The sequence below is a fragment of the Marinospirillum perlucidum genome (assembly GCF_003336805.1).
GTDB classification, from domain to species: domain Bacteria; phylum Pseudomonadota; class Gammaproteobacteria; order Pseudomonadales; family Halomonadaceae; genus Marinospirillum; species Marinospirillum perlucidum.
In genome coordinates this window covers 68,909-94,916 of record NZ_QFWJ01000005.1, presented here as the reverse complement: position 1 = coordinate 94,916, position 26,008 = coordinate 68,909, and the positions used below count along the sequence as shown (strand labels likewise).

26 protein-coding genes are annotated in these 26,008 nt (G+C 54.9%); 10 read left to right on the top strand and 16 right to left on the bottom strand.

What is annotated here, in order from left to right; genetic code table 11:
- Positions 1 to 22: 22 nt before the first annotated feature.
- From hypB to DFK18_RS08490, 13 genes are all read right to left on the bottom strand, one after another.
- The gene (gene hypB / locus DFK18_RS08550; protein ID WP_114417843.1) at positions 23 to 943 is read right to left on the bottom strand and encodes a hydrogenase nickel incorporation protein HypB; all 921 of its coding nucleotides are present in this window, start codon (positions 941 to 943) and stop codon (positions 23 to 25) included.
- Positions 944 to 945: 2 nt separating this feature from the next.
- A complete protein-coding gene (hypA, locus tag DFK18_RS08545; protein ID WP_178006184.1) occupies positions 946 to 1,287 on the bottom strand; it encodes a hydrogenase maturation nickel metallochaperone HypA in 342 nt (113 codons plus the stop codon).
- Positions 1,280 to 2,317 carry a nickel-dependent hydrogenase large subunit gene (locus DFK18_RS08540; RefSeq protein ID WP_114417842.1) on the bottom strand — a complete coding sequence of 346 codons (1,038 nt, stop codon included), beginning with the start codon at positions 2,315 to 2,317 and terminating at the stop codon, positions 1,280 to 1,282. Before DFK18_RS08540 ends, hypA begins: the two co-directional genes overlap by 8 nt.
- Positions 2,310 to 2,780 carry a [NiFe]-hydrogenase assembly chaperone HybE gene (gene hybE, locus DFK18_RS08535; RefSeq protein WP_114417841.1) on the bottom strand — a complete coding sequence of 157 codons (471 nt, stop codon included), beginning with the start codon at positions 2,778 to 2,780 and terminating at the stop codon, positions 2,310 to 2,312. The genes DFK18_RS08540 and hybE overlap by 8 nt, the downstream gene beginning before the upstream one ends.
- Entirely contained in the window at positions 2,780 to 2,959 is a 180-nt protein-coding gene (locus tag DFK18_RS08530) for a rubredoxin (protein WP_114417840.1), read from the bottom strand. Before DFK18_RS08530 ends, hybE begins: the two co-directional genes overlap by 1 nt.
- Complete coding sequence (locus tag DFK18_RS08525; RefSeq protein ID WP_114417839.1) at positions 2,952 to 3,794, bottom strand: hydrogenase expression/formation protein; 843 nt, start codon at positions 3,792 to 3,794, stop codon at positions 2,952 to 2,954. Before DFK18_RS08525 ends, DFK18_RS08530 begins: the two co-directional genes overlap by 8 nt.
- 19 nt (positions 3,795 to 3,813) lie before the next feature.
- Positions 3,814 to 4,224, bottom strand: coding sequence for a thioredoxin domain-containing protein (locus DFK18_RS08520; RefSeq protein WP_114417838.1), 411 nt, complete (start codon positions 4,222 to 4,224; stop codon positions 3,814 to 3,816).
- 17 nt (positions 4,225 to 4,241) lie between these two features.
- Positions 4,242 to 4,541, bottom strand: a complete 300-nt coding sequence (hypC, locus tag DFK18_RS08515) for a HypC/HybG/HupF family hydrogenase formation chaperone (RefSeq protein ID WP_114417837.1) — start codon at positions 4,539 to 4,541, stop codon at positions 4,242 to 4,244.
- A complete protein-coding gene (locus tag DFK18_RS08510) occupies positions 4,541 to 5,164 on the bottom strand; it encodes a HyaD/HybD family hydrogenase maturation endopeptidase (protein ID WP_114417836.1) in 624 nt (207 codons plus the stop codon). The genes hypC and DFK18_RS08510 overlap by 1 nt, the downstream gene beginning before the upstream one ends.
- A 175-nt stretch (positions 5,165 to 5,339) precedes the next feature.
- Positions 5,340 to 6,062 carry a Ni/Fe-hydrogenase, b-type cytochrome subunit gene (cybH, locus tag DFK18_RS08505; protein ID WP_114417835.1) on the bottom strand — a complete coding sequence of 241 codons (723 nt, stop codon included), beginning with the start codon at positions 6,060 to 6,062 and terminating at the stop codon, positions 5,340 to 5,342.
- A gap of 12 nt (positions 6,063 to 6,074) precedes the next feature.
- On the bottom strand, positions 6,075 to 7,883 hold the full coding sequence (locus tag DFK18_RS08500; RefSeq protein ID WP_114417834.1) for a nickel-dependent hydrogenase large subunit: 1,809 nt from the start codon (positions 7,881 to 7,883) through the stop codon (positions 6,075 to 6,077).
- Positions 7,880 to 8,974 (bottom strand): hydrogenase small subunit, encoded by a 1,095-nt coding sequence (locus tag DFK18_RS08495; protein WP_114417833.1) that lies wholly within the window; start codon positions 8,972 to 8,974, stop codon positions 7,880 to 7,882. Before DFK18_RS08495 ends, DFK18_RS08500 begins: the two co-directional genes overlap by 4 nt.
- 195 nt (positions 8,975 to 9,169) lie before the next feature.
- On the bottom strand, positions 9,170 to 10,102 hold the full coding sequence (locus tag DFK18_RS08490; protein WP_114417832.1) for a LysR family transcriptional regulator: 933 nt from the start codon (positions 10,100 to 10,102) through the stop codon (positions 9,170 to 9,172).
- 107 nt (positions 10,103 to 10,209) lie between these two features.
- On the opposite strand from DFK18_RS08490, the gene DFK18_RS08485 reads away from it, so the two are divergent.
- From DFK18_RS08485 to DFK18_RS08475, 3 genes are read left to right on the top strand one after another with little or no spacing between them, the layout of a single operon-like run.
- Complete coding sequence (locus tag DFK18_RS08485; RefSeq protein ID WP_114417831.1) at positions 10,210 to 11,160, top strand: DMT family transporter; 951 nt, start codon at positions 10,210 to 10,212, stop codon at positions 11,158 to 11,160.
- Complete coding sequence (locus tag DFK18_RS08480; protein ID WP_114417830.1) at positions 11,109 to 11,405, top strand: type II toxin-antitoxin system RelE/ParE family toxin; 297 nt, start codon at positions 11,109 to 11,111, stop codon at positions 11,403 to 11,405. Before DFK18_RS08485 ends, DFK18_RS08480 begins: the two co-directional genes overlap by 52 nt.
- Positions 11,406 to 11,409: 4 nt before the next feature.
- Positions 11,410 to 11,721 (top strand): addiction module antidote protein, encoded by a 312-nt coding sequence (locus DFK18_RS08475; RefSeq protein WP_114417829.1) that lies wholly within the window; start codon positions 11,410 to 11,412, stop codon positions 11,719 to 11,721.
- On the opposite strand, the gene DFK18_RS08470 is transcribed toward DFK18_RS08475, so the two are convergent.
- Positions 11,706 to 13,361: a nitrite/sulfite reductase gene (locus tag DFK18_RS08470; protein WP_114417828.1), complete on the bottom strand. Its 1,656-nt coding sequence runs from the start codon at positions 13,359 to 13,361 to the stop codon at positions 11,706 to 11,708. The two genes, DFK18_RS08475 and DFK18_RS08470, sit on opposite strands and share 16 nt — an antisense overlap.
- Before the next feature lie 365 nt (positions 13,362 to 13,726).
- Here DFK18_RS08470 and cysD point away from each other — a divergent pair, with 365 nt between their 5' ends.
- The 3 genes from cysD to DFK18_RS08455 all read left to right on the top strand — a co-directional run bounded on the left by cysD (position 13,727) and on the right by DFK18_RS08455 (position 17,448).
- Positions 13,727 to 14,644: a sulfate adenylyltransferase subunit CysD gene (gene cysD, locus DFK18_RS08465; protein ID WP_114417827.1), complete on the top strand. Its 918-nt coding sequence runs from the start codon at positions 13,727 to 13,729 to the stop codon at positions 14,642 to 14,644.
- The gene (gene cysN / locus DFK18_RS08460) at positions 14,644 to 16,332 is read left to right on the top strand and encodes a sulfate adenylyltransferase subunit CysN (protein WP_114417826.1); all 1,689 of its coding nucleotides are present in this window, start codon (positions 14,644 to 14,646) and stop codon (positions 16,330 to 16,332) included. The genes cysD and cysN overlap by 1 nt, the downstream gene beginning before the upstream one ends.
- A gap of 189 nt (positions 16,333 to 16,521) precedes the next feature.
- Positions 16,522 to 17,448, top strand: a complete 927-nt coding sequence (locus DFK18_RS08455) for a hypothetical protein (RefSeq protein ID WP_178006183.1) — start codon at positions 16,522 to 16,524, stop codon at positions 17,446 to 17,448.
- Positions 17,449 to 17,518: 70 nt separating this feature from the next.
- On the opposite strand, the gene DFK18_RS08450 is transcribed toward DFK18_RS08455, so the two are convergent.
- Positions 17,519 to 19,783 carry an arginine/lysine/ornithine decarboxylase gene (locus DFK18_RS08450; protein ID WP_114417825.1) on the bottom strand — a complete coding sequence of 755 codons (2,265 nt, stop codon included), beginning with the start codon at positions 19,781 to 19,783 and terminating at the stop codon, positions 17,519 to 17,521.
- 188 nt (positions 19,784 to 19,971) lie between these two features.
- Positions 19,972 to 20,700 carry a winged helix-turn-helix domain-containing protein gene (locus DFK18_RS08445; RefSeq protein WP_114417824.1) on the bottom strand — a complete coding sequence of 243 codons (729 nt, stop codon included), beginning with the start codon at positions 20,698 to 20,700 and terminating at the stop codon, positions 19,972 to 19,974.
- Between the two features lie 214 nt (positions 20,701 to 20,914).
- On the opposite strand from DFK18_RS08445, the gene DFK18_RS08440 reads away from it, so the two are divergent.
- The 4 genes from DFK18_RS08440 (at position 20,915) to DFK18_RS08425 (ending at position 25,994) form a co-directional block, all read left to right on the top strand.
- A complete protein-coding gene (locus DFK18_RS08440; protein ID WP_114417823.1) occupies positions 20,915 to 21,337 on the top strand; it encodes a hypothetical protein in 423 nt (140 codons plus the stop codon).
- A gap of 495 nt (positions 21,338 to 21,832) precedes the next feature.
- Complete coding sequence (gene ycaO, locus DFK18_RS08435) at positions 21,833 to 23,581, top strand: 30S ribosomal protein S12 methylthiotransferase accessory factor YcaO (RefSeq protein ID WP_114417822.1); 1,749 nt, start codon at positions 21,833 to 21,835, stop codon at positions 23,579 to 23,581.
- Between the two features lie 57 nt (positions 23,582 to 23,638).
- Positions 23,639 to 25,096 carry an NADP-dependent succinate-semialdehyde dehydrogenase gene (gabD, locus tag DFK18_RS08430; protein ID WP_114417821.1) on the top strand — a complete coding sequence of 486 codons (1,458 nt, stop codon included), beginning with the start codon at positions 23,639 to 23,641 and terminating at the stop codon, positions 25,094 to 25,096.
- 58 nt (positions 25,097 to 25,154) lie between these two features.
- On the top strand, positions 25,155 to 25,994 hold the full coding sequence (locus tag DFK18_RS08425) for a class I SAM-dependent methyltransferase (RefSeq protein ID WP_114417820.1): 840 nt from the start codon (positions 25,155 to 25,157) through the stop codon (positions 25,992 to 25,994).
- The last annotated feature ends 14 nt before the right edge of the window (positions 25,995 to 26,008 follow it).

Here is a 26,008-nt window from a genome sequence, read left to right as displayed (position 1 = left end):
TTGTTGTTATTGAACTTGCCAGTTACAGCAATGCCTTGAGGGCCTGGGTTTCGTCTTCCAGCTGTTGCAGGCGCTGGTTGATCAGGCGGGCTCGTCCTTCCAGCAGCCAGTCGATCCAGGCTTGCATGCCCTCTCCGCTACGGGCAGAAACCTGTATTACCTGGATATCCGGTTTGACCCGGCGAGCATAATCAATGCAGGCCTCGACATCAAAATCCAGATGCGGCAGCAGGTCCACCTTGTTGAGCAGCAGCAGATCGGCCGCATGGAACATGTCCGGGTATTTGATCGGCTTGTCTTCCCCTTCAGTGACCGAAAGGATGGCCACCTTGTGGGCCTCACCCAGATCAAAGGCTGCCGGACAAACCAGATTGCCCACGTTTTCGATAAACAGCAGGCCACCCTTGAGAGCCTCCAGCTGTTCCAGGGCATGACCCACCATGTGAGCATCCAGATGGCAGCCCTTGCCGGTATTCACCTGTACCGCCTGCACCCCGGTTTCACGAATGCGATCGGCATCCTGGGAGGTCTGCTGATCACCTTCGATAACAGCCAGAGGAAAACGCTGATCCAGTTCGCGCAGCGTACGCGTCAGCAGGGAGGTCTTGCCCGAACCGGGGCTGGACACCAGGTTCAGGGCAAATAGAGAGCGGCGGGCAAACTCTTCACGGTTGGCCGCGGCATAGCGGTCGTTCTTGCCCAGAATATCCTGCTCGATCTGCACCATTCTCTGTTGGGTCAGACCCGGTGCATGGGCCCGGGCAGCGCCCTGGCCATAATGCAGCCAGTCTTTGGCCAGCGACGTCTGCGGCTCAGCCGCAGGAGCAGGGGTATGCGGATGGTGATGCTCCCCGTGATGGTGGTCATGATGGTGATGGCCGTGATGATGATCCACGCCCTCGATCCGGGTTTCGCCTTCGGCACAGCCACATACACTACACATGTTCAGTCTACCTCCAATTCTTTGACGCGCAGCTCATCCCCCTGGATGACCTGCAATTGATAACTACCGCAGTCGGGGCAGGCATCAAACCTCTGGCGGATGGGAACCTGGCCTTCACAACCCAGGCACCAGGCCAGACCCGGTACTTCGATGATATTCAGGGTGGCGGCTTCAGCCAGCGTATGGCGGCTGACCGCCTCAAAACAAAAGCTCAGCGCCTGGACATCGACACTGGCCAGGGGGCCGACTTCCAGCCACAGGGTTTTCACCCGGCTAAAATGCTGTGCCTGCGCCTGTTCTTCCAGAAGCTGGATCACCCCTTCAGCAATCGACATTTCATGCATATTCGATCTCCACCTGGGACTCGACACAGGGAAACTGGCAGGCCATCAGGGCCGAAGCCAGAGGCTGGAGGTCGGCCTTGTCCACCTTCAGATTTTTCAGCTGCTGGAAGAGCAACCCCTGAGGATGCAAATTCCAGTCGGTTGGTGCCAGGAGCTGATAACCGGCAATACGCCCGGCTTCCACTTCCACCCGATGCATCAACCAGCCCCGGGCCGTCATGACGCGGGCCCAGCCTTCTCCGGGTCGGGTCAGGGGCAGCGGCGGATACTGGCGCAATTCACCCTCGCCCATCAAGGCCCGGGTCAGGGATTGCGCCTGGTGCAGAAGCGACAGAAAGGCCTGACTGACCTGATCGTTGGCCTGACTGGCCTTCCGGGTGGCTGGCAAACCGGTGACCCGCGGATCACCGGCCAGATGAGCGCTAGCATCACCCCGGCGTAGCTGAGCCAGAAGATGCGGCCAGTCTTCTTCTTCCAAAGGTTCGCAAGAAGCAGGGGACAAAACCACGGAAGGACAGGCCAACTGCTCTCCCGGTTGCACCTGCTGCTCGGCCTGGAGAAGCTCTTGATACAGCAACTCCAGATCGGCTGGCTGCTCCAGCTGCTCGGGTAGCCCCTGCTGCTGGAAGCCCATCACTGACTGCCATTGCCCCAGCAGCGGCTGAGTGGCCTGCAACCAGGGCAGGAAAGAGTCCGGGCAAGCCTGGGGCTGCCAGCTGTGCAAAAGCAACAGGGTTTCTCTCAGGGCCTCCAGACGCACGGCCTGCTGACGCCAGTCGTGGATGGCTGGATCGGCTTCCCAGCCTGTTGCCGCTTCCAGTGCCTGCACGCTGGCGGCCTGCTGGGCCAGGGAGCAAACAGCAAAGGTCAGGGGCATTAGTTGCAGAACTTCTTCCGGCCTGCGTCCTGTCCACAAGCGGGAAAGCTGTTGCAGCGGGCGCTGAAGCTCCACTTCAACCCGGCGAATCCGACTTCGTGACCAGTCCAGACGTAGCTGTAACTGTCCGGTCAGAGACTGGAGACTAGGCATGATCTTGCACTCCCGCTGGTTGCCGGCCCAGAAGGCGTCCAAAAAGCTGTCTTCTTTCGGGGTTTTCAGGGGTCTTAACCGGTGTTTCCGGTTCTAAAAGCAGCTGGAGAATTTCCTCGGCCAGTGCCTGCACTTCGGCCTGGCTATTGAATTGCAACAAATCGGTTTCCAGCGAGGCCACGGCGTAGCGACCCAGTTCTTCCTGCCAGGCCGCCTGGAATTCATAATCGCCGCTGGGCAGCTTGAGATGAAATCTTTGCCCAAAAGCGGGCAGCGTCACGGCCTCACCCGGAAACACCAGGCATTGCAGGCTCCAGGGAGTGATCAAAATCCCCAAGGAGCCACCTGCAGCCATGGGCTGCCAGCCCAACAGCTCCACCTGCAACTGCGGATTATAAAAAGGCAGCTCCTGCATCTGCCGGGCCGCCTGCTGAAAACAGGCTGTAATCTGCTCGCCTGTCATCAGTCAGCATCCGGTGCCGGCATGAAGGTTTCCGGCTCTGCGCCGCATTCAGGGCAAAACCAGTCCTGGGGCAAGTCCGCAAAGGCCGTACCGGCTGCCACCTGCCCTTCAGGGTCACCCTGGGCCGGATCATAACAATACTGGCAGATACGGCATTCATAAGCCCGGTCTTCAGGCATGCAGCAACTCCTTGATTTCACGCAGGCGTTCAGCCGAATCTTCAAGATCTTCCTGAGCGGCGGTAGCCACTTCGGGTACGGCCGTCACTTCCAGAGCATCCAGAATCAGCTGGTCGGTGTTATTAAAGTATTGTACCCGCCAAATCCAGGGCGTGGCGGTACTGGTCACCCGGCAGTTGCCATAACCACGGGACAGGACCAGGGTTTCACCCGTTCCCAGGTAGCGCGCCAGCAACTGATGATCCTCCGCAGAAAAGGGCAGCAGGCTGAGGTTGATCACCTTGTTGACCTCGTCAGGTGCCTGGTCATAGAGCGCTGAAGCCTCTAGCAATTCGGTAATCAAAGGCGCTGCATTGCACTGATGAACGGCTTCTTCCAGCTTGACCTGGGGTCGCTGACAGCGGGCAAAGGTTTCCTGCAACACCGCGGCAGGCACTGAAGCCACTTCCAGCCATTGCCGCCAACCCTGATTGTTTTTCTGGCGCAACCACCAGACCCCGGCCAGACGGGTTTCCTGGATTTCCGGCAAAAGCGGGTTCTGAAACTGAATGGCCACTTCACCTTCACCCAGCAGCTCTTGAAGCAGAGTCATCTCATCGCTGGAAAGTTGATCCAGAGCCAGAACCCCGACTTCACCCACCCGAGCCGTGGCCAGGAGCGTCTGCAGTTCATCCAGCGCCGCAACGGCCTGTTGATAAGCATCCAGATCGCCGATCTCGGGAAAAACCGGCAATTCAAAGGTGTGCATTTCCTTGGGCAGGGGCAGGTAATCCAGCTCTTCTTCCGGCTCCTGCCCTTCCGGGCCCAGTTGCACAGCAGGTATGGATTGCATCATAACAAAAAATCTCCCGGTATTAATTCAGGTGGAAAGCCGGGATCTTGCCCGTCTCACCGCTGGCAGGCAGCTGATCCAGCCAGCCTTGAATGGAGTTAAGGTAGGTATCCCAGTTTTGCACCCGTGACAGCTGCCCCAGGCATTGGCCCTGGTGCAAAAAGACCAGCGTGGGCCAGACACTGAAACCGTAGCGTTTTTGCAATTCAGCCGCAGAAGCAGACTCCACCAGGCCAGGACGAAAATCGGGAAAAGCCTTGATAATTTCCGGCAGGATCACCGCCACATCCAGGGTCTCGGGAAAGCGATCGGGAGAACCGGCAAAAAATAGTAGGGTAAGCGGCTGGGAGAGGATGAAGGCATCCAGGTTTTCACGGGTAACCGAAGCGTAACCCAGCTCACCGGTGAGCCGGTCTAGAAGAGGATGAGACATCAAGAAACTCCTGAAAATTATTTTTGTAGATGCGGGGGAAGCTGGGGCTCTCGATCGACCAGATCCGCAAAAAGATGATCAATGGCCTGGTGATCTCCCTGCTCGGCAGCCACCAAAGCAGCCAGAGCCTGACTGACCTGGTGGGCTCTTTGTTCACTCAATTTTTCCCGGGCAGCGCCATGAAAAACCAGCAACCAGTCACCCGGGACACAGGCTTCAACCAGGCGGGTATCCACCCACTGCTGCTGGTCGCCCGAGCGGCAAAGTGCTCGGGATTCCTCAACCACTTCCACCTGCTGGGGATAACCGATGCACATCAGCTCTCCTCCTTGAGCGCAGTAGCAGGAATAAAACGCGGATCGCCGTAGCGGTAGGCTTCCTGTTCGGCGGGGCGCTGGGTTTCATAGCGATCCAGTTGCAGCTCCTCCGGTCCCAGAGCGCTTTCACCCTCGACTCGGGGTTTTACCTCGACCCCTCTGGCCGCCAGATAATCCAGAGCATGTTGAAGGGCTGGCTCCAATTGATCCCGGACGCGAGGCCTCAGACTGCCACCAAAATCATCCAGCTCTTCAGGCTGAACACCGATCAGCAGGAGTTCATTCGGATAGGAACCGGTGAGTTCAGCCATGGCCAGAACTTCCTGGAAGCCGGTTTGATGCAGGCTCATTTTTTTAGCCCCCATAAACTTAGGCACTTCCTCGTTATGAACCAGCTTGAACGTCCCCGGCTCCAGACCGTAATCAATGGCATCAAAAACCACGAGGCAGGTAGCCTGCTGAACGTGCTGAACCAGGTAGATCCCCTGGGTTCCACCATCCATCAGGGTGACATTTTCGGGAAAGGTGTAGCGCTGGTTGAGCTGTTCGACGCAGCGAACGCCAAAGCCCTCATCGGCCCAGAGTAGATTACCGATACCCAGCAGAAGAAATTGATCGGCCATGCCTGTCCTCAATCATGTTTTTTACATGAAGTTGAGCAAGTAGCATGCCAGAGAAATAAAAGTGCAATAAAAGGCGGGCCTGCGGGGATGCAAAGCCGAGACACTTCGAAGGCTTACCGCCCAAGCGGAAGAAAAGATTCCACTTGAGCAGCAAAACGATTAGCAACTATCCACACTAATCCGGGCGATCATCCTTGAACATCCGCCAGCCACCCACCATGGTGGAGATCAACGACTGGCGCGACATGATGTCTTCACGCACGGCCACATAGATATGGGTCATGATAAAGATCACCAGGAACCACATGCCCAGGCGATGCCAGGTATGTACATCCTGACTCTGACCAAACAGCGGAATCACCCAACCAAACACCTGATCCTGCCAACTACCGACACCGGCCCCCTCGGAATAGAGGGCAAAACCGGTAAAGATCATGAAGGTCATACCCACCACGAAGAAGCAGAACATGGCCAGTTGCCCCAGCGGGTTGTGACCGATGTACTTCTTGGGTGTTTTGGCCAGAAACAGATACCAGCGGATCTCGTGCCACAGCTCACTCCACCAGCGCTTGCGGTGCACCGGCAGAATAAACAGTTCACGTGCGTGATGATTACCCACAAAAGCCCAGTAGATGCGACCAATAAAAGCAATCGTTACCACGTAGCCTGCACTGAAATGGGCAAAGCGGATATAACCCATCAGGTAATTATCGATGGCCTCCCCCGGTACACTGGGCAGAGGACGACCGATCAGAAAACCCGTCACCCCCAACACCAGCACACTCAGGACAGTAACCCAGTGCCAGAGGCGCAACGGCGCCTCATACACATAAACGGCCGTCTGGCGGCGCACCTTCTCCTCGGAATCTCCGGGAGCCAAGTTTTTTTCCAACGCCATGATCTTGCCTCCTTAGCGGATTTTGACCTGGGTGATTTCCTGTCCTTCCGGTGACATCACATGCGTCGAACAGGCCAGGCAGGGATCAAAGCTGTGCAGGGTGCGCAGGATTTCGACCGGCTCATCGGGACGCTCCATGGGCGTATTCAGCAGGGCAGCCTCATAGGCACCGATATTGCCTTCGTTATCCCGAGGCGAAGCATTCCAGGTAGTGGGCACCACCGCCTGATAGCTATCGATCTTGCCATCCTTGATCTTGATCCAGTGACCCAGGGCACCGCGAGGTGCTTCATTGATCCCCACACCCTTGGCTTCCTTGGGCCAAGTGGAAGGCTCCCACTTCTCGGTATTGGCTGTCGCGGTATCGCCATTCTTGATGTTATTGACCAGGGCATGCCAGTCATCTTCCATGGTATCCGCGCAGTACTGGCATTCCAGGGCACGCGCCAGGGTGCGACCCAGAGTGGAGGCCAGGAAGGGCTTGAGGCCGACATTCAGACCGGTGTTCTGATTGAAGGCGGACAGGGAACGATTGACCTGCTCCTGAACGTATTCGCGACCGGAGGCATAGGCAATTATGTAGCGGGCCAAAGGACCGACTTCCATGGCATGACCGCGCCAGCGGGGTGCCTTGATCCAGCTGTACTTGTGGCTTTCATCGATCTGCTCGATGTTGGTCCGGGTTCCGCGGGTATTGGCACCCAACTCAAAGTTGGGCTCGGTAACGCCATCCCAGGGATGCAGACCCTGAGTTTCATCGGCATAGCTGTACCAGGAGTGGGAAACAAATTCCTGGATCTGCTCGGGATCGCGTACATCCACGGGCAGGACTTCATCCCAGTTGCCATTAACAATCGCCCCGGCAGGCAGCAGGTCGGTGGACTTGTCGCCTGGTGTCTGGGTATAGGTACCGAAAGACAGCAGGTTCTCGGAAGCCAGACCACCCCCGTAGAGCCAATCCTTGTAGGAGCTGGCTATGGCCAGAACATCCGGCAGGTAAACCTGCTCGACAAAGGCCTGGGCCTCCTTGATGCGCTGAAGAACAAAATTGAGGCTGTTCATATTCACCGGCGCACCGGCCGATCCCGTGTCATTCAGGTTAATGGCACAGGCCACCCCACCGACCAGGTAGTTGGGGTGAGGGTTCTTACCGCCGAAGATGGTGTGGATCTTGACGATATCCTTCTGCATATCCAGGGCTTCCAGATAGTGGGCCACGGCCATCAGGTCCGCTTCTGGCGATAGTTTGTAAGCCGGATTATCCCAGTAGCCATTGGCAAAGATACCCAACTGGCCACCGGACACAAACTTCTTCAGACGATTTTGCAGGTCACTGAAGTAGCCGGGGCTGGATTTGGGATTGCTGGGAGAAACCATCTTCTGCAATTCGGAGGTCTTGCGTGGGTCGGCTCTCAAGGCATTGACCGGATTCACCCAATCCAGGGCATGCAGATGATAGAAGTGCACGATATGGTCATGCACCTGCAGTGTTTTATCCATCAGGTGACGGATCAGATGGGCGTTGTAGGGAATATCAATGTCCAGGGCATCTTCCACAGCGCGAACCGAAGTCAGGGCGTGGGTACCGGTACAAACACCACAGATACGCTCAACAAAGGCCCAGGCATCACGCGGGTCACGACCTTTCAGGATGACTTCCAGGCCACGCCACATGGTGCCGGTGGAGACTGCATTGCGAATGATATTCTGGTCATCAACATTGACTTCACAACGCATATGCCCTTCGATCCGGGTCACCGGATCCACCACAACCCTGCGCCCGGAGGCATCCAGCTGACTGGCGTTCAAAATACTGCTCATGAATTCTGCTCCTCTTCCGTCTTCTTGCGCTGGGTCGTTTGTTTAATGGCACTCACTGCAGCGTGGGCAGCAATACCTGCACCCACCACACCGGCAGCGGTCATGCCCACAGTGTCGGCGTTTTCTTCAATACCAAACTGATTGATGGAGGTCAGGCGATCATAGAAAGAGCCCTGATCCCAGAAACCATCTTCGGAACAGCCGATACAGCCATGACCCGCCTGAATAGGGAAGGAAATCCCTTCATTCCAGCGCACGGTGGAACAGGCGTTATAGGTGGTCGGCCCTTTACAGCCCACCTTGTAGAGGCAGTAACCCTTGCGGGCATTTTCATCATCCCAGCTTTCCACAAACTGTCCGGCATCGAAGTGGGGACGGCGGTAGCATTTGTCGTGGATACGCTGGCTGTAGAACATCTTGGGTCGGCCCTGACGATCCAGCTCGGGCAGACGATCAAAGGTCAGCATATAGGTAATCACCCCGGTCATGACCTCGGCGATGGGAGGACAACCGGGCACCTTGATAATCGGCTTGTCGGTGATCACCTTATGAATAGGCACCGCCTGGGTGGGGTTGGGGCGAGCAGCCTGAACACAGCCCCAACTGGCACAGCTACCCCAGGCAATAATCGCCTTGGCGCCTTCTGCTGCTTTTTTCAGCTTCTCGATAAAGGGCTTGCCACCGCTGATGCAGAACATGCCATCTTCATTCAGAGGCGGATTGCCCTCAACGGCCAGGATATAGTTGCCCTTGTGATTTTCCATGCTGGTTTCCAGCGCAGCTTCTGCCTGGTGACCGGCTGATGCCATCAAGAGATCGTTGTAATCCATGGAAATCATCGACAGGACCACGTCCTTGACCAGCGGATGGGCGGAACGGATAAAGGATTCCGAACAGCAGGTACATTCCAGGCCGTGCAGCCAGATAACCGGCGTACGCTGCTTGGTTTCCATGGCATGGGCAATCTGGGGAGCAAAACTGGGGCCCAACCCCAGAGCGGCAGCGGTCAGGCTGCAGTACTTCATAAAGCTGCGCCGGGTAATCCCCTGGCGGCGCATCACTTGATAAAAGGTTTCTACATTGTTCGACATAGTCCGTCCTCTGCTGCCAGTCGTCTTGCCTGGCAATCGTTTTTATTGGATGGCTGCTTAACCAGCAGTGTCGAAGCAAGAATCAGTCCATTTTCTATTTATTCTTTATTTTCAATAATTTAATTCCAACCAACAGTTAAAACACCTACAAGACTCAGGGGTAAAATGCAAAGCTGCTTTCCACTTCCAAGGACTTCAGGAAGAAAGCAAACCAGTCGCAGCAGCTTCACGAACCAACCACTGGCGTAACTGGCGTATTCCCGTCTCGCGGTAGCGTGACTGCTTCCAGGCAAAGTAAAAACGATCACCAGTTCTCACGGCATGACCGGGCAGACGCACAAAATCCTCGGCATCCTTGCGATTACTCAGCATATAGTCATTGGTCAAAGCAATGCCCTGATGAAAACGTGCTGCTTCCAGGGCCAGCAGCATATGACTGAAATGCTGCAGGCGCGCACTCGCTGGCAGGCTTTTACCGGCAGCCTGATACCAGGCCTGCCAGTCCCCCTGAGGACGTTGGTAGATACTGGCTGTCGACAGCAGAGGAAAAGCAGCCAGATCTTCCGGCTGCAACTCGGGTTGCTCGGGGTCCAGATCCAATTGACGAACCAGGGTTTGCCAAAAATCTCGACTGACCACGGGAAACAACTGCTCTTCATAGAGCAGTTCGTAATCAAAGGCCGCAGACGTCTGATGAATGGTAATAAAGCAATCCCCGACCCGATCACTCAGCACCGGGTTTTCACCGGTCATTTCCAGGGATAAATCCAGTTGTGGACAGGCCTGCTGCAAAGCGGGCAGACGCGGCACCAGCCAGCGCACAGCAAAGGAGCTGTAAACAGAAAGCCGCAAACGCGATTGCTCGCGCCCCAGCAGTTGCTCGCTAGCCCTCTGGATTTCCAGCAGGGAGGAAGTTACCACCTCCTGATATTGACGCCCCTGTTCCGTTAACTGCAGGTAGCGCCCGGTGCGTTGAAACAGGGGTTCGCCCAAGTAGGTTTCCAGCTGTTTGATCTGGTGGCTGACCGCACTCTGGCTCACGGCCAGCTCTTCTGCCGCCAGGGAAAAACTGTTCAAACGGGCTACGGCTTCAAAGACCGGCAGGGATTTTAAGGGAGGCAATTTCATTATCTAAAAATCTAATAGGTTAGCAATAAACATCATTTTATCAGATACACCCTCCTGTCTAGAATGCCTCTTCCCCACACTGACCAGGATTAAAATGGAGGTAAAAGATGTCAGGCAAAACGCTTAACTCGGCGCTGGCTTTATTAATACTGGGCAACTTTCTTGCGCTTTTGTCCGATGTTGCCATCAAGCTGCTGGAACCCGGTACGCCAGTACTCCAGTTTGCCTTCTTGCGCTGCCTGTTTACGCTAATCCTGCTACTGCCCTTGGCTGGCCAACTTAATCGCCAGCAGTTTCTGACCGGCTGGAAGGTACACTTGTTCAGGGCTCACCTGCACCTGGGCGGCATCATCTGCATGGTCATCGCTCTGACCTACCTGCCCCTGGCAACAGCCAATGCACTCTTCTATGCCGCCCCCCTGCTGGTCATGGTCTTTTCAGTCATCCTGTTCCGGGAAAGACTGACACCCCTGAGCTTACTGGCTGTAATCAGTGGCTTTCTGGGCATTCTGGTCATTTTAAGGCCTGTTGATTTCAACTGGGCAGCCCTGGCTGCATTGGGTTCCGCTGTAGCCCTGGCCAGCAGTGCACTCCTGGTCCGCAAACTCCCTTCTGTTCAGGGTACGGTGCACAAGCTGTTTCTTGGTTATCTGCTGATTCTGCCGACTTCGGGAATGCTGGCCTGGTGGGAAGGAGCAGGCTGGCAGCCACAAATCCTGCTGCCTGCACTGGTTTCTGCCATCTGCATTCTCGGTTACAACATCACGGTACTGCTGGCCTATCAGCAGGTGGATGCCAATCAGGTCACCAGCGCCGAATACACCGGCTTGATCTGGGCGGTCGCTCTGGGCTGGATACTCTTTGCCGAGGTGCCGGACTTCTGGTTTTGGGTGGGCAGCAGCATGATTGTTATCCCATTGCTGTTAATCGCCTGGCGGCAGGGTCGAAAACCTTCTTTTCATAATCAGAACTTGTTGAAACGTAATCGATCAATTACAGTCAAACCATGTACACGATCAAGCAAACCGCTGCTTTTCAGCAGTGGATCAAAGGACTGAAAGATCGCCCGACACGGTTACGGCTTCTGCGACGCCTGGAAAAAGCTCAGCGAGGCTTACTGGGTGATGTCGCCCCAGTCGGCAATCATGTCTATGAAATGCGTGAATTCTTTGGACCAGGATGGCGAATGTACTACCTGCATGAAGGTGACCAAATCCTGCTCATGCTGGGCGGAGGCGATAAAAGCTCCCAGCAAAAAGACATTGCCACGGCCAAGGAAATGGCTCAACAATTACGAGGTTAATCCCATGACCGCTTCAAAAAACCTGCTGCAAGTGTCTGAATTTGACATGGCAGAATATCTGACCAGTGACGCTGATGTTGCCGAGTACCTGACCCAGGTTCTCCAGGAAGGCGACCCTGGCGAGCTAGCGGCTGCCTTGGGGCATATCGCCAAAGCCAGAGGAATGACCCAGATTGCCAAGGCCAGCGGCATTCAGCGTGAAGCACTTTACAAGGCTCTGCGACCCGGTGCCCAGCCACGACTGGACACCGTCCAGCGCGTTTGCAGGGCACTTGGAGTCAAGCTGGTTGCCACCACCGATCAGGCCGGAGGGTAAACCGCTTCCTTGAAGGGCTGCATGCCGACCCTTTCAAAAGCCTGGATAAAGCTTTCGCCTTCCTCGCGAACCTCAAGATAAGTATTCAAGAGGGTTCGCAGGGTAGCAGGCACTTCTTCAGCCGCCACCGCCTTGCCCAGCACCTTGCCCAGCTGGGCATTTTCGGTGGCTGAACCGCCCAGGGTGATCTGGTACCAGTCTTCTCCCTTCTTGTTCACCCCGAGAATGCCAATATGACCCACGTGATGGTGGGCACAGGCATTGATGCAGCCGGACATGTTCAACTGGATATCACCCAGGTCATGCAGATAATCCAGATCATCGAATTCCTGGTTGATGGCATCGGCAATATTCAGAGTATGCGCATTGGCCAGGTTACAGAAATCAAAACCGGGGCAGACAATCATGTCAGTCAGGGTATTGATATTGGTCCGGGCCAGACCGGCTTCTTCCAATTGCTGCCAAAGGCTCAACAGATCCTTTTGTTCAACATCGGTCAGAACCAGGTTCTGATCCTGGGTGGCACGAATCTCACCAAAGCTGTAGCGATCGGCCAGCTCGGCAATGGCATCCATCTGCTGATGGGTGATATCACCTGGCGCGCCCAATAGCGGCTTAAGCGAGAGGTGCACTACCCGGTAACCGGGCTGACGGTGCGACTGGGTATTCTGCTCATACCAGACCCGAAAATCGGTGTTCTCGGCCAGCTGCTGCTCAAGAGTGGAATCCTCAGCAGCCTGCAGGTTGTATTCAAAAGGCTGGAAGTGAGCCTTGATCTCGGCAATTCTTGCCTCGGACAAGCGCAGCTCACCCCCCTTCAGGTGTTGCCACTCTTCCTCGACCAGGCGACGGAATTCTTCGATGCCCAGAGCACCCACGAGAATTTTGATTCTGGCCTTGTACTTGTTGTCGCGACGTCCGCGCAGGTTATAAATCCGCAGGATGGCTTCCAGGTAGCTGAGCAGCTCTTCAGGCTCCAGGAAGTCGCGAATCACCTTGCCGATTACCGGGGTACGACCCAGGCCGCCACCAACCAACACCTTGAAACCTGTCTGACCATCACTGCCACGAACCAGCTCCAGACCGATATCATGCACCCGACTGGAAGCCCGGTCGTAAGGCCCGCCACTGACTGCAATCTTGAATTTGCGCGGCAGATAAGCAAATTCGGGATGCAGGGTCGACCACTGGCGAATCAGCTCACACCAGGGGCGCGGATCTTCCACTTCATCAGCAGCAACACCGGCAAGAGGGTCCGTCGTGGTGTTGCGAATACAGTTCCCCGAAGTCTGGATGGCATGCATCTGCACCTTGGCCAGCTCGGCAAGAATGTCCGGTACTTCCTCCAGCTTGGGCCAGTTGAACTGGATATTGGTGCGCGTGGTGAAATGCCCGTAGCCCTTATCCCAGGTGCGGGCAATGTGGGCAAAGGTGCGCATCTGGGTCGACGAGAAGGTGCCGTAGGGAATCGCCACCCTCAGCATGGGCGCCTGACGCTGGATATAAAGACCATTCATCAAACGCAGAGCGAGAAACTCCTCTTCCGGCAGTTCGCCGGCCAGATAACGCCGGGTCTGGTCACGATACTGGGCAACCCGCTCATCCACCAGCTGCTGATCGACTTGGTTATACGTGTACATGGACAAACACCACCTTCTATAAAATTTTGATGACTGACTGGCTGGCTGCAACTGACCCCTGTGGGCAAACTGGAAAGAGACTCGAAGCTGATCGAGGAGTCCGATCACCTCTCTTCCAGAAGTGTCAGGGAGTGTTTACGCGCCCCCATCGCTCAGGTCAAGTCAGCAGCGTCACCAGCAGCAAGTGGGTGCAAGGTTAACGCCTCTTCTATATAACATAAAATACTCAATTATAATTTTAATATAACCAGATCGAAAGACACCCATATCCCAAAAAGCTATTACAAAATTCACATATATTCTTTTTGGTTTCAAAAAGACGCAGGCATAATCCCTGACATTCAGAATCAACAGGAGTTTATCCCATGCCTCAGCCAGCACCTGAGCGGCTTACCCACCTCAAGCAACTGGAGGCGGAAAGCATCCACATCATTCGTGAAGTGGCTGCCAGCTTTGATAATCCGGTGATGCTCTATTCGGTTGGCAAGGACTCCACCGTCATGCTGCACCTGGCCCGCAAGGCCTTTGCACCCGGCACGCCTCCTTTTCCCCTGCTGCACGTGGACACCACCTGGAAATTCCGGGAGATGATTGAATTCCGCAACCGCATGGCCAAGGAAGCCGGAATGGAGTTGCTCGTGCACATCAACCAGGAAGGGGTGGATATGAACATCAACCCCATGGTTCACGGCTCGGCCCTGCATACCGATATTATGAAAACCCAGAGCCTAAAACAGGCTCTGGACAAGTACGGCTTTGATGCTGCTTTTGGCGGTGCCCGCCGTGATGAGGAAAAATCCCGCGCCAAGGAGCGGATTTTCTCCTTCCGCGACAAAAACCACCGTTGGGACCCCAAGAATCAGCGTCCCGAACTCTGGAATCTCTACAACACCCAGGTTCAAAAAGGTGAAAGTATTCGTGTCTTCCCCCTGTCCAATTGGACGGAACTGGATATCTGGCAGTACATCTGGCTGGAAAACCTTCCCATCGTCCCTCTCTACTACGCTGCTGAACGCCCGGTCGTCTGGCGTGATGGCACCTGGATCATGGTGGATGATGACCGCCTGCCTCTGGACGAAGGCGAAAAACCCGAAATGAAATCCGTGCGCTTCCGCACCCTGGGCTGCTACCCACTGACCGGTGCAATCGAGTCCGAAGCGGCGACCCTGCCCGAAATCATCCAGGAAATGCTGCTGACCACCACCTCTGAACGCCAGGGCCGCATGATCGACAAGGATGCCAAGGGCTCGATGGAGCAGAAGAAAATGGAGGGCTATTTCTAATGAGCCACCAATCTGAACTTATTGCTGAAGACATCCATGCCTACCTGAAGCAGCATGAAGACAAGCAGTTGCTGCGTCTTCTGACCTGCGGCAGTGTTGATGATGGCAAATCCACCCTGATCGGTCGTCTGCTGCACGACAGCAAGATGATTTACGAAGATCAGCTGGAAGCCCTGGAAAAAGACAGTAAAACCAGCGGCACCACCGGCGAAGCCGTGGATCTGGCCTTGCTGGTCGATGGCCTTCAGGCTGAACGCGAACAGGGCATCACCATTGATGTTGCCTATCGTTATTTCTCTACAGCCCGGCGTAAATTCATCATTGCCGATACCCCCGGCCATGAACAGTACACCCGCAACATGGTCACTGGTGCCTCCAATTGCGAACTGGCCATTATCCTGATCGATGCCCGCAAGGGTGTTCAGGTACAGACCTGTCGTCACACCTTTTTGGTTTCCCTCCTGGGCATCAAAAACCTGGTAGTGGCCGTCAACAAATTGGATCTGGTCGATTACAGCGAAGAGGTTTTCAATCAAATTCGTAAGGATTACCTGGAATTCACCCGTGATCTCAACCTGCCTCAGGTGGATTTCGTGCCCTTGTCAGCCCTCAAGGGGGATAATGTCGTCAGTCCTTCCGAGGCAATGAACTGGTACTCGGGTCTCCCCCTGATGGAACTGCTGGAAAGCGTGGATACCCGCGCGGACACCCGCCACCAGCCGCTGCGTTTCCCGGTGCAATACGTCAATCGCCCGCATCTGGATTTTCGTGGCTATTGCGGCACCCTGGCTTCGGGTGAAGTCCGCCCCGGTGATGAAATCCGGGTTCTGCCCTCCGGACAAACCAGCCGGGTGGCTTCCATCGTGACCTATGAAGGTGAACTGGAAGCAGCCTACGCCCCCATGGCGATTACCCTGACGCTGGAAGATGAAATCGATATCTCCCGCGGTGATCTTCTGGTCCGCAAGGGCGAAGAGCCCCAGGTAACCGATCACTTGCAGGCCGAACTGGTATGGATGGCAGAACAGCCTCTGGTTCCGGGCAAGAACTACCTGATGAAACTGGGCAGCAACCAGGTCAATGCCCGGGTGACAGCCGTACACTACAAAACCCAGGTCAATACTCTGGAAAAAATCCCGGCAGGCAGTCTGGAACTGAATGAAATCGCCCGAGTCGAGCTGCAGCTGGATCAACCCCTGGCGGTCGATGCCTACAACCAGCTTCCGGGAACCGGCAGCTTTATCCTCATCGATCGTATCAACCAGGCCACCCTGGCTGCTGGCATGGTGCGTGAAGAAACCCAAAGCAGTCATGATCAGCAGCTGCAAGCGGTCACGGCCCAGGAAAGATCCGCACGCCTGGGACCTCAAGCGGGTAAGGTAGAAATCACCGGCGGCACCCCGGAAAGCAGACGTCAGCTCCAGCAGGAACTGGAAAGACGCCTCTTTGATCAGGGGCGGTTGGCTCTGGTGATTTACGAGGATGAACTGGACAAGGAATTACTGCGCCAGCAGGACGCTCTGGAACAACTCCTGGCCGGCAAGGGCTTCCTGGTCATCACGGCCAGCGCTTCAGACCAGAAGGAACTCCAGGCACAGCTGGGGGGAGCCTCCTCACCCCTGACACTGGATGCCTCGACGCCTGCAACCCACCTGCTGGAAGCCCTCAAGCAACAGCAAATCATCTGATTACGACCACCCAGGGAAGGGTGTACCTCTGGTTATCTTAGCGCATCTCAGCTAGAGTAATGGCTTGAACACCTCACCTACTGGTGAGGTGGCATCTGCTGCAGAGCGGCTCTTGCGCCCCGTTTCTTGCAAATCACTGGCGCACCCTCTGCCCAGCCTCCTCTTTTTGCTTGTAATAACCGGAGCCTTATGCCTTTTTCTTCCTTGAAACCCTTGTTGTGTATTGGTTTGTTCGGCTGGGCACTCAGTGGCTGCCTCGACAGCGACAGCTCAGGCAGTGATTCCACCAGCAGCAGTCAACCCAGCAATCAGTACACGCCCAACCAGGCTGACTGGAGCACCTTCGACAGCAAACCCTTTTCCGGCACGACCAATACCGCTCACGATCCGGATAGCGTCGGCTGGATCAGTGACGCAGATTGGGAAGCAGCCAAGTGGGATGGCACGACCTATGACCCCACCACCATGACGCAATCAGAATTTGCCCAGGCCATCTGCCCCAGCGGTGATACCATCCGGGGTATTCGTGAAGTCTTTTATGAAAACCAGCCTTTTGCCGACAACCGCAATCCCACCAAAGCAGAAGTGGATGAATGGCACCGGATAGCGATCAATCATGTCAGGGCCTTGGTGGGCTATACCAGTGAAGAGCGTCAGGTAAAAAAAGATCACTGCCTTTTTGCCCGAGCACTCTGGGGGCAGCAGCGTAAATACACTACCCAGTGGGATGCGGACTACCCCGGCACCGAAGGCTCGGCCTATGGTCCCTGCCAGGACAGCAACAATGCCCATTGTGGAGCCACTTTTGTCCCTGATCTGGAAGACCAAGCCGCTTATCTGCCCGAAGGCCATGCTGGCTGCAGTGCCACCCAGGGCGCAGAAGGCGTTACCAGTGCCCCCAAGTCGAATATCCCCTGGTCAATCAAATGGTCACGCGGCTTTTGCCGGTACTTAGGCAGTGAAGGCTTCTGGGGTGGACATGTGGGTCCCTTTTTCCACCGTGAAAACTTTGGCTTCAGCTTCTGGGACCGCAATCAGGTTGAAGACAGCAATGCAATTTTGCGAGCCAAGTGGTCCGGCCAACTGATGAGCAATCAGTATACCAACCCGAATTGACAGCAACTGTCTTGTACAGAAAAGAAGAGCCCAGGCCTCCCGCCGGTTAACGGGAGCCTGGGCTTTTTAACTAGCCGTCCTCTTTCACCACATCAATGTAGTAGCCTTCCACACCGTCGACTTCTTCATAAACCAGGCCATGCACATCGGTTTCAAAACCGGGGAAGCGCTGGTTGAAATCCCGCACAAACTGCAAGTAACGCAGAATGCTGGCATTGAAGCGCTCACCGGGAATCAGCAGAGGAATGCCCGGTGGATAGGGGGTCACCAGCATGGCAGTAATCCGGCCTTCCAACTCATCAATCGGGCAGCGTTCGATTTGGCGATGGGCCATTTTTGACCAGGCATCGGCTGGCAGCATGGCCGGTTCGATCTTGGACAGGTACATGTCCGTGGTGATTCGAGCCAGATCATATTCACGATAGACCTGATGAATGGCATCACAGAGATCACGCAAGCCGGTTTTTTCATAGTGGGGATGCTTGCTGACAAACTCCGGCATCACCCGCCAAAGCGGACGGTTACGGTCATAATCATCCTTGAACTGCTGCAGTTCAGTCACCATGGAGTTCCAACGGCCCTTGGTGATGCCGATGGTAAACATGATGAAAAACGAATAGAGACCCGTCTTTTCAATGATGATGCCATGCTCGGCCAGATACTTGCTGACAATCGCAGCCGGAATCCCCTGGTCGTCGAACTTGCCATCCACATCCAGCCCCGGCGTGATAATGGTGGATTTGATCGGGTCGAGCATATTGAAGCCGGTCTCGATATCCCCGAAACCGTGCCAGGTATCCCCGGCATGAATCACCCAGTCATCACGATCACCGATGCCTTCATCTTCGGTCAGCTTGTCCGGCCCCCAAACCTGGAACCACCAGTCATTGGCCCCAAACTCCTGATCCACCTTGCGCATGGCGCGGCGAAAATCGATGGCTTCATGAATGGATTCCTCCACCAGTGCCCGCCCGCCGGGTTCTTCCATCATGGCAGCAGCCACATCACAGGAAGCGATAATCGCGTACTGGGGGCTGGTGGAAGAGTGCATCAAATAGGATTCGTTAAAGCGATGACGATCCAGCTTACGGGTTTTACTGTCCTGCACTAGAATCTGGGACGCTTGGGAGAGACCCGCCAACAGCTTATGGGTCGACTGGGTGGCAAAGACCAGGGTTTCTTCCGAGCGTGGGCGATCATCGGCAATAGCATGCATGTTTTCATAGAATTCATGAAAAGCAGCATGCGGCAGCCAGGCTTCATCGAAATGCAGGGTATCGATGCGATTACCCAGTACCTTTTTGATTTCCTCGACGTTATAGAGGATGCCATCGTAGGTGGACTGGGTGATGGTCAGGATGCGCGGCTTTTTGTTGACCGCATTTCGGGCAAAAGGATTCTCGGCAATCTTGCGCTCCAACGCCTCGGCAGAGAATTCACTTTTGGGAATCGGGCCAATGATGCCGTAATGGTTGCGGGTCGGCATCAGGAAAACAGGGATAGCCCCGGTCATGATGATCGAGTGCAGAATGGATTTGTGGCAGTTGCGATCCACCACCACGATATCCCCCGGTGCCACTGTGGAATGCCAGACCACCTTGTTGGAGGTGGAGGTACCATTGGTGACAAAAAAGAGGTGATCACAGCCGAAAATACGCGCGGCATTATGCTCACTGTCTGCTACCGGGCCGGTATGATCCAACAATTGACCCAGCTCATCCACGGCATTACAGACATCGGCGCGCAGCATATTCTCACCAAAGAACTGGTGGAACATCTGCCCGACCGGACTTTTCAAAAAGGCAACCCCGCCGGAATGCCCGGGGCAGTGCCAGGAATAGGAGGAATCACTGGCGTAATCCATCAGCGCCGTGAAAAACGGAGGTGCCAGCGCATCCAGGTATTTTTTGGCTTCACGGATAATATGCCGGGCAACAAACTCGGGCGTATCCTCGAACATATGGATAAAACCATGCAGCTCGCGCAGGATGGAGTTGGGGATATGCCGGGACGTCCGGGTTTCGCCATAAAGAAAGATAGGAATTTCTTCATTGCGCTTGCGCACTTCACTGATAAAGCGGCCAATCTGATCCAGCGCCTTGTCCACGCCTTCTTCACCCTGATCGCCAAATTCCTCGTCATCGATAGAAACGATAAAACAGGAAGCTCGACTGGCCTGCTGGGCAAAAGCAGTCAGATCGCCGTAGCTGGTATAACCCACGACTTCCATGCCTTCCTTGCCAATGGCTTCGGCCAGGTCACGGATGCCGGAACCGGAAATATTTTCCGAGCGAAAGTCTTCATCGACGACGACGACAGGAAAGCGAAATTTCATGGGCACGGCCTACCTTTTCCCAGGATGAATAATGCGCGCAAATCTAACCTATCAAGGGTCGCTTGACTAGCAAAAAATGCTAAAAAATCCTTCCTGCGAAAACACCTGTAAAAGAGAGGAAACATCTACCCGTTTAAGTCGCGCGGAAGGCTTTTCCTCTCTTTTACCTGTAGGCCAGAAGCCCTGGTTCAGGGTAGTGGCGCGAGAGCCTTTTGCATCTCGGATGCAGGAGTAAATTGAATGCGATAGCCCACACCGGAGAGGGTCTGAATCGCAGTTTTGCTGCCCATTTTTTTGCGTAGACGGTGAATCAATACGGCCACGGTTTCCGGGCTGGTATCCTGATAGTCCTCACCCAGAGTGAGGCTCAACTGCTTTTTTGACAGGGGTTCTCCCTGAGCCTGGACCAAGATCTTCAAAAGATCGAATTCAGCCCGGGTCAAGGAAATTTCATGACCCTGAGGATGCAGAAGCTGGCGTTCTCTTTGCTTTAGCGTGTAACCACTAAAAAGGACCTCCTGCCTATTAACCTCCTTAGCGCCTTCCTGCTGGCCTGCAAGCCGCTCAAGACACTTGCATATTCTTAATTCCAACTCATAGGGGCCGACATTCTTCCAGACCACCTCTTCTGCCCGCCATTCCAGTGCGGTCAAGGCGGTAATCTTGGATTCAGCCAGGACTAAAACGGGTAATTGCAGGTGGTGACAGGCTTGATAGAGGATCTCTTCAAACTCCTCTCCTTGTAAACCTTCTGACAAGATCAGCAGGTCATATTCCCGGGCATCCAGTCTTTCCCAGAGTTGGGCAGCCTGTGAAACAGCCTCCAACTCCATTTGCTTGGCGACGAGTCGCTTCCAGAACAGTGGAAATTCATCCGCATCCGAAGCAGCCACCAGTAAACGGTAACCATAATCCATGGTATCTCCCTCTTCATTGTTTACTTTTTATTATTTCTTTTTTGCCTCGCATAAAAAATGCTCATCGAATGATTGACATAAGATATATCAAACTTAATAGATTAACGACGGTCCTACCTCTAAGGTCTTGCGTGACCAAGCAGTCTTGTAATTTGACTACAAAGTCACTATACTTTGGTCTATAGCATTTAGCGATCAAGCTTCAGGAGGCTTAATGATCACTGAAAAACAGCTCATCGCACTTCTCGATAGCAAGGACCCCTTACAGCAGGAACTGGCCTTTCAGCACGCCCTTGCCGATGAAGCCTGGAAACGTATTTTCCACCAACGCCCCGATCTGGCTTTTGCGCTGGCTCAACATTCGCGTCTGCCGCAGGATATTGCTGACGAACTCAGCCAGCACCCTGACCCCAAGGTGCGCTTGATGCTGGCTCGCAAGGGCAACCCCAGCTTTGCCGGGATGCAGCGACTCAGCAATGATGAAGAAGCGGCCATCCGCATGACCCTGGCCAAGCGCCCGGACCTGGATCAACAGTTTGCCGAATCTCTGCTGGAAGACAGGGATTTTGCAGTACGCTGGGCTGCTCAGCGTTATCAGCAGGAAAACCTACCCCTCGCCCTGGCGAGTGGCTGGTAATTGTTTTTGTTCGTCGATTGACTTGAGTGCCGTTATCGCACTGGGGGCAGAGAAATCTGCCCCTTTTTTTTGCCTGAATTTCAGACCTTCGAGCAACCAAGTTATGCACACTTACTGTGGATAACTCTGTTAAAAACCCGCTAACAAGCGTCGCTATTTCCCATTACTTCTAGGCTGATGACAGATTGTCTAAAAACACACCAACCAGGCCAGCAATGACTGCCCTAGAACCCTGCTGCACTCAGCATAATATTTCATGTCATTGATTTTTATAGATATTTTAATTTAACCCCAAGTAAAGGGCTTGACATGACTGCAAGCCTTCTTTTGTTTTCGAAAAGACTTAACCGGAAGTTAACCCGAGTTATCCAGAAGCAAAAAAACCATTTTTTTACCTGTGGACACTTGACAAGCCCGTTGACCACCTGGAAATCCTGGCTAGGCCAGATAGGGCCTGTTATTCTGATTCCTCATTTACTTAGAAGCTAACCTCTCATGGCTGAAACCACCCCCACAAAAACACGAATTCCCGGCAAGGATCTCCCTCTGGAAGAAACCCTGACCTTTATGCAGGAGCAACTGCAAAAAAAGGGTTTCCAGGTCGAAGCGGTTTCCTGGCTCAACCCCTTACCCCAGGTCTGGTCGGTTCATGTTCAGGACAAGGATTGCCCTCAACTCTTTACCAACGGCAAGGGTCGCTCAGCGGATGCAGCCCTGGCTTCGGCGCTGGGTGAGTTTTTCGAACGCCTCAGCTGCAACTACTTTTGGGCTGATTTCTGGCTGGGGCCGGAAATAGCTGCCGGCGAATTCGTTCACTATCCTCAGGAACGCTGGTTTGAAGTCACGCCAGAGGGTTTGCCCGCAGGGCTGCTGGATGCTCACTGTCTTGAAATCTATCAGCAAAACCAGCAGCTGGAGGCTGCCAACCTGGTGGATATCAACTCCGGCTCACCACAGCGCGGAATCTGTGCCCTACCCTTTGTTCGCCAGGCCGATCAGCAAACCTGCTATTTTCCGGTCAATCTGATTGGCAATCTCTATGTCTCCAATGGCATGGCCGCTGGTAATAATTGCTGGGAAGCCCGGGTTCAGGCCCTGTCGGAGATTTTTGAAAGGGCCGTAAAGAATCACCTCTTGAGTGAAGGCCTTTGTCCACCCCGGATTCCCGATAGCGTTCTGCAGCAGTACCCGGCCGTGGTCGAAGGTCTTCAGGCGCTGGAAGCCGCGGGTTTTCAGGTCCAGGCCAGGGATGCATCGATGGGCGGTCGTTTTCCAGTCATTAACATCACCCTTTTAAATCCGGAAGATGGTGGCTGTTTTGCTTCCTTTGGGGCCCATCCCCTGTTTGAAGTGGCCCTGGAAAGAACCCTGACCGAGCTAGTGCAAGGCAGGGCGCTGGATGAGTTGGATGTCTTTCCTGCCCCCACGATGAACCTTGATGAAGTCGCCGAACCTCACAACCTGGAAACCCACTTTATTGATTCCAGCGGCCTGGTCGGCTGGCCCCTGATCGGTGATCAACCGGATTATGAATTTGTCCACTGGAACTTTCCCGGCACCAGCCGCGAGCAGTTTGACTGGCTGATTGAACAGCTCCACCAGGAGGGCCATCAGGTCTATCTTGCCGATTATGATCATCTGGGCGTTGCCGCCTGTCGGATTCTGGTCCCCGGCTTTTCGGAAATCTACCCGTTGGATGACCTCACCTGGGATAACAACAACCAGGGGCTGGAGTTGCGCGATGCTCTGCTGGAACTGCCCGAACTGGATCGTCCGCAACAGGCCGAGCTTCTGGATCTGCTGGTAGACAGTGGCTTTAATGACCAGCAACCGGTTGCCGCACTGATCGGCTTGGCTCCAGGGGGCTCCAGTTTCTGGAAGGAACTGCGGGTCGGTGAACTCAAGGCCATGCTCTGCCTGGCTTTGGGCGAACTGGAAAGCGCCTTGGACCTGATCAACGGCCTGCTGCTATTTGGCCACCTTCATCAGGAGCGACAAAAGCACTATCGCTGTCTGGCCTGCTTACTGGAGTTACAACTGGCCAGGGCCCAACCTTCGGACTTCATGACTTCTCTTGAGGCTTATTTTGGCCAGCAGGAAATTCACCAGTGTCTGGAACTGCTGGAAGGCAAGAAAACCTTTCATGGTTTTACTCCCGCACCTGGACTCAGTGGTCTGCAAGCTCATGAGCGCCTGCTTGAAGCCTACAGAAAAGTCCAGCACGCAAAAACAGCAATCCATTGATTGCACTGGGGACTTACCTGAGACTAGACTCGGTAATAAATTTCCAAGGAGAATTTTATGCAACTACAAGATGCCAACCTCTTTCGTCAGCAAGCCTGGATCAACGGCCAGTGGGTCGATGCGGATTCCGGTGAAACCACCCCGATTTACAACCCCTCCAATCAGGAGCTGCTAGGCCAGGTACCTAACCTGGGCCAAGCGGAAACCCGTCGTGCCATCGAAGCAGCTGAAGCGGCCATGCCCGCCTGGCAGGCACTGACAGCCAAGGAACGTAGCAACATCCTGCGCAAGTGGTTTGATCTGATGATGGAGCACCAGGACGACCTGGGCCGCATCATGACGCTGGAACAGGGCAAACCCCTGCCCGAAGCCAAGGGTGAAATTGCCTATGCGGCCTCCTTTGTGGAATGGTTTGCCGAACAGGCCAAGCGAGTCAATGGTGAAACCCTGCCCGGTCACCAGGCTGACAAGCGCATCCTGGTGATCAAGCAGGCTATTGGCGTAGCGGCGGCCATCACTCCCTGGAACTTCCCTGCAGCCATGATTACCCGTAAGGCTGCACCCGCTCTGGCAGCTGGCTGTGCCATGGTGGTCAAGCCTGCACCGCAAACCCCTTTTTCCGCCCTGGCTCTGGCTGAGCTGGCCAAGCGGGCAGGCATCCCTGATGGCATCCTCAACATCCTGCCTGCGGATATCGAAAAATCCCGTGAGGTCGGTGCCGAGCTCTGCGCCAACCCCATCGTTCGCAAGCTGTCGTTCACCGGTTCCACTGCAGTGGGCAGCAAGCTCATGGAACAGTGTGCACCCAGCATCAAGAAGCTCTCTCTGGAACTGGGTGGCAATGCGCCCTTTATTGTCTTTGACGATGCCGATCTGGATGCCGCCGTGGAAGGCGCGATCATGTCCAAGTACCGCAATGCAGGCCAGACCTGTGTCTGTGCCAATCGCATCTATGTTCAGGAAGGTGTTTATGATGCCTTTGCCGAAAAACTCAGCGAGGCGGTCAAGAAACTCAAAGTCGGTGACGGCTTTGAAGAAGGCGTGAACCTGGGCCCCCTGATCGACCAGAATGCTGTCGACAAGGTTAAACGTCACCTGGAAGATGCCCTGAGCAAGGGTGCAACCCTCTACACGGGGGGTGAAGATCATCCCAAAGGCGGCACCTTCCTGACTCCAACGATCGTGACCGGTGCCACCCAGGAAATGCAGCTGGCCAAGGAAGAAACCTTTGGTCCCCTCGCGCCCCTGTTCAAATTCAAGGATCAGGAAGAAGTTGTACGTCTGGCCAATGACACCGAATTTGGTCTGGCCGCCTACTTCTATGCCAAGGATCTCAGCCGTGTCTGGACTACTGCTGAAGCCCTGGAATACGGCATGGTCGGTATCAACACGGGTATCATTTCCACAGAAGTGGCACCCTTTGGTGGGGTCAAGTCCTCCGGCCTCGGCCGTGAAGGTTCCCACCACGGTATCGAGGAATACCTGGAAATGAAGTATCTGTGCATGAGCGTCTAATCGCTTGCAGGCAAGGCCCCCGGCCTTGCCTTTTTTCTTTGTGAAGGATATTGCCGTTATGAAAGCCACTGCCTCTCAGGATTTAAGTCAACACTACGCTGATGACAGCCTGGCTGAACGCTTGAAAGAAGCCCTGATTGCCGAGGGCCTGAATCCGCAACAGCTCAACCCCGATGATCTGGCAGCGATCGACCAGCTACACGTGGGAGGGCGAAAAGCCAGCCGCCAGTTGGCTGATCGGGCTGAATTGCAACCCGGCCAGCGGATTCTGGATGTCGGTTGCGGCACCGGAGGTAGCAGTCGCTTGCTGGAAGCTGAATATGGCGTTCAGCTGGTCGGCGTGGACATCACCCCACCTTTTATTGAAGTCGCCCGCTGGCTAAGCCAAGCCACGGGGCTGGATGCGCGCAGCCAGTTTATCTGCTGTGATGCCCAGCAACTGCCTCTGGAAGACGAGGAATTTGCTGCCGCCTGGAGTCAGCATACCCTGATGAACCTGCCGGATCTGGAACAGGGCCTGGCTGAAATCCACCGGGTGCTTAGACCCGGCGGACAACTGCTGCTGCATGAAGTTCTCAAGGGTGAAAACAAGGAGCCACTGGATTATCCGGTGCCCTGGGCGGAATCCGATGAGCAGAGCCATCTGAAAACCCCGGCAGAATTACGTCAGCTTCTGGAAAAAACCGGTTTTGAGTGCCGCTTTGAAGAAGAAGTCACTGACGAGGCCCTGGCCTGGCGTAAGAAACATACCGAGCGTGAAGCCCGTGGCCAGACCCAGATCCTCACCCCTCAGCTAATTTTCGGGCCACGTTTTGTGCAGATGGGCAAAAACCTGATGCAAAATTTACAAGCTGGTCGCGTGCGTCTTTTCCAGGCCGCCTGGGTAAAGAAAAGCTAGGGACGGAGCTCCAG

Coding starts and splice junctions, on each gene's coding strand:
- hypB (WP_114417843.1), bottom strand. CDS start 943: ATGTGTAGTGTATGTGGCTGTGCCGAAGGCGAAACCCGGATCGAGGGC.
- hypA (WP_178006184.1), bottom strand. CDS start 1,287: ATGCATGAAATGTCGATTGCTGAAGGGGTGATCCAGCTTCTGGAAGAA.
- DFK18_RS08540 (WP_114417842.1), bottom strand. CDS start 2,317: ATGCCTAGTCTCCAGTCTCTGACCGGACAGTTACAGCTACGTCTGGAC.
- hybE (WP_114417841.1), bottom strand. CDS start 2,780: ATGACAGGCGAGCAGATTACAGCCTGTTTTCAGCAGGCGGCCCGGCAG.
- DFK18_RS08530 (WP_114417840.1), bottom strand. CDS start 2,959: ATGCCTGAAGACCGGGCTTATGAATGCCGTATCTGCCAGTATTGTTAT.
- DFK18_RS08525 (WP_114417839.1), bottom strand. CDS start 3,794: ATGATGCAATCCATACCTGCTGTGCAACTGGGCCCGGAAGGGCAGGAG.
- DFK18_RS08520 (WP_114417838.1), bottom strand. CDS start 4,224: ATGTCTCATCCTCTTCTAGACCGGCTCACCGGTGAGCTGGGTTACGCT.
- hypC (WP_114417837.1), bottom strand. CDS start 4,541: ATGTGCATCGGTTATCCCCAGCAGGTGGAAGTGGTTGAGGAATCCCGA.
- DFK18_RS08510 (WP_114417836.1), bottom strand. CDS start 5,164: ATGGCCGATCAATTTCTTCTGCTGGGTATCGGTAATCTACTCTGGGCC.
- cybH (WP_114417835.1), bottom strand. CDS start 6,062: ATGGCGTTGGAAAAAAACTTGGCTCCCGGAGATTCCGAGGAGAAGGTG.
- DFK18_RS08500 (WP_114417834.1), bottom strand. CDS start 7,883: ATGAGCAGTATTTTGAACGCCAGTCAGCTGGATGCCTCCGGGCGCAGG.
- DFK18_RS08495 (WP_114417833.1), bottom strand. CDS start 8,974: ATGTCGAACAATGTAGAAACCTTTTATCAAGTGATGCGCCGCCAGGGG.
- DFK18_RS08490 (WP_114417832.1), bottom strand. CDS start 10,102: ATGAAATTGCCTCCCTTAAAATCCCTGCCGGTCTTTGAAGCCGTAGCC.
- DFK18_RS08485 (WP_114417831.1), top strand. CDS start 10,210: ATGTCAGGCAAAACGCTTAACTCGGCGCTGGCTTTATTAATACTGGGC.
- DFK18_RS08480 (WP_114417830.1), top strand. CDS start 11,109: ATGTACACGATCAAGCAAACCGCTGCTTTTCAGCAGTGGATCAAAGGA.
- DFK18_RS08475 (WP_114417829.1), top strand. CDS start 11,410: ATGACCGCTTCAAAAAACCTGCTGCAAGTGTCTGAATTTGACATGGCA.
- DFK18_RS08470 (WP_114417828.1), bottom strand. CDS start 13,361: ATGTACACGTATAACCAAGTCGATCAGCAGCTGGTGGATGAGCGGGTT.
- cysD (WP_114417827.1), top strand. CDS start 13,727: ATGCCTCAGCCAGCACCTGAGCGGCTTACCCACCTCAAGCAACTGGAG.
- cysN (WP_114417826.1), top strand. CDS start 14,644: ATGAGCCACCAATCTGAACTTATTGCTGAAGACATCCATGCCTACCTG.
- DFK18_RS08455 (WP_178006183.1), top strand. CDS start 16,522: ATGCCTTTTTCTTCCTTGAAACCCTTGTTGTGTATTGGTTTGTTCGGC.
- DFK18_RS08450 (WP_114417825.1), bottom strand. CDS start 19,783: ATGAAATTTCGCTTTCCTGTCGTCGTCGTCGATGAAGACTTTCGCTCG.
- DFK18_RS08445 (WP_114417824.1), bottom strand. CDS start 20,700: ATGGATTATGGTTACCGTTTACTGGTGGCTGCTTCGGATGCGGATGAA.
- DFK18_RS08440 (WP_114417823.1), top strand. CDS start 20,915: ATGATCACTGAAAAACAGCTCATCGCACTTCTCGATAGCAAGGACCCC.
- ycaO (WP_114417822.1), top strand. CDS start 21,833: ATGGCTGAAACCACCCCCACAAAAACACGAATTCCCGGCAAGGATCTC.
- gabD (WP_114417821.1), top strand. CDS start 23,639: ATGCAACTACAAGATGCCAACCTCTTTCGTCAGCAAGCCTGGATCAAC.
- DFK18_RS08425 (WP_114417820.1), top strand. CDS start 25,155: ATGAAAGCCACTGCCTCTCAGGATTTAAGTCAACACTACGCTGATGAC.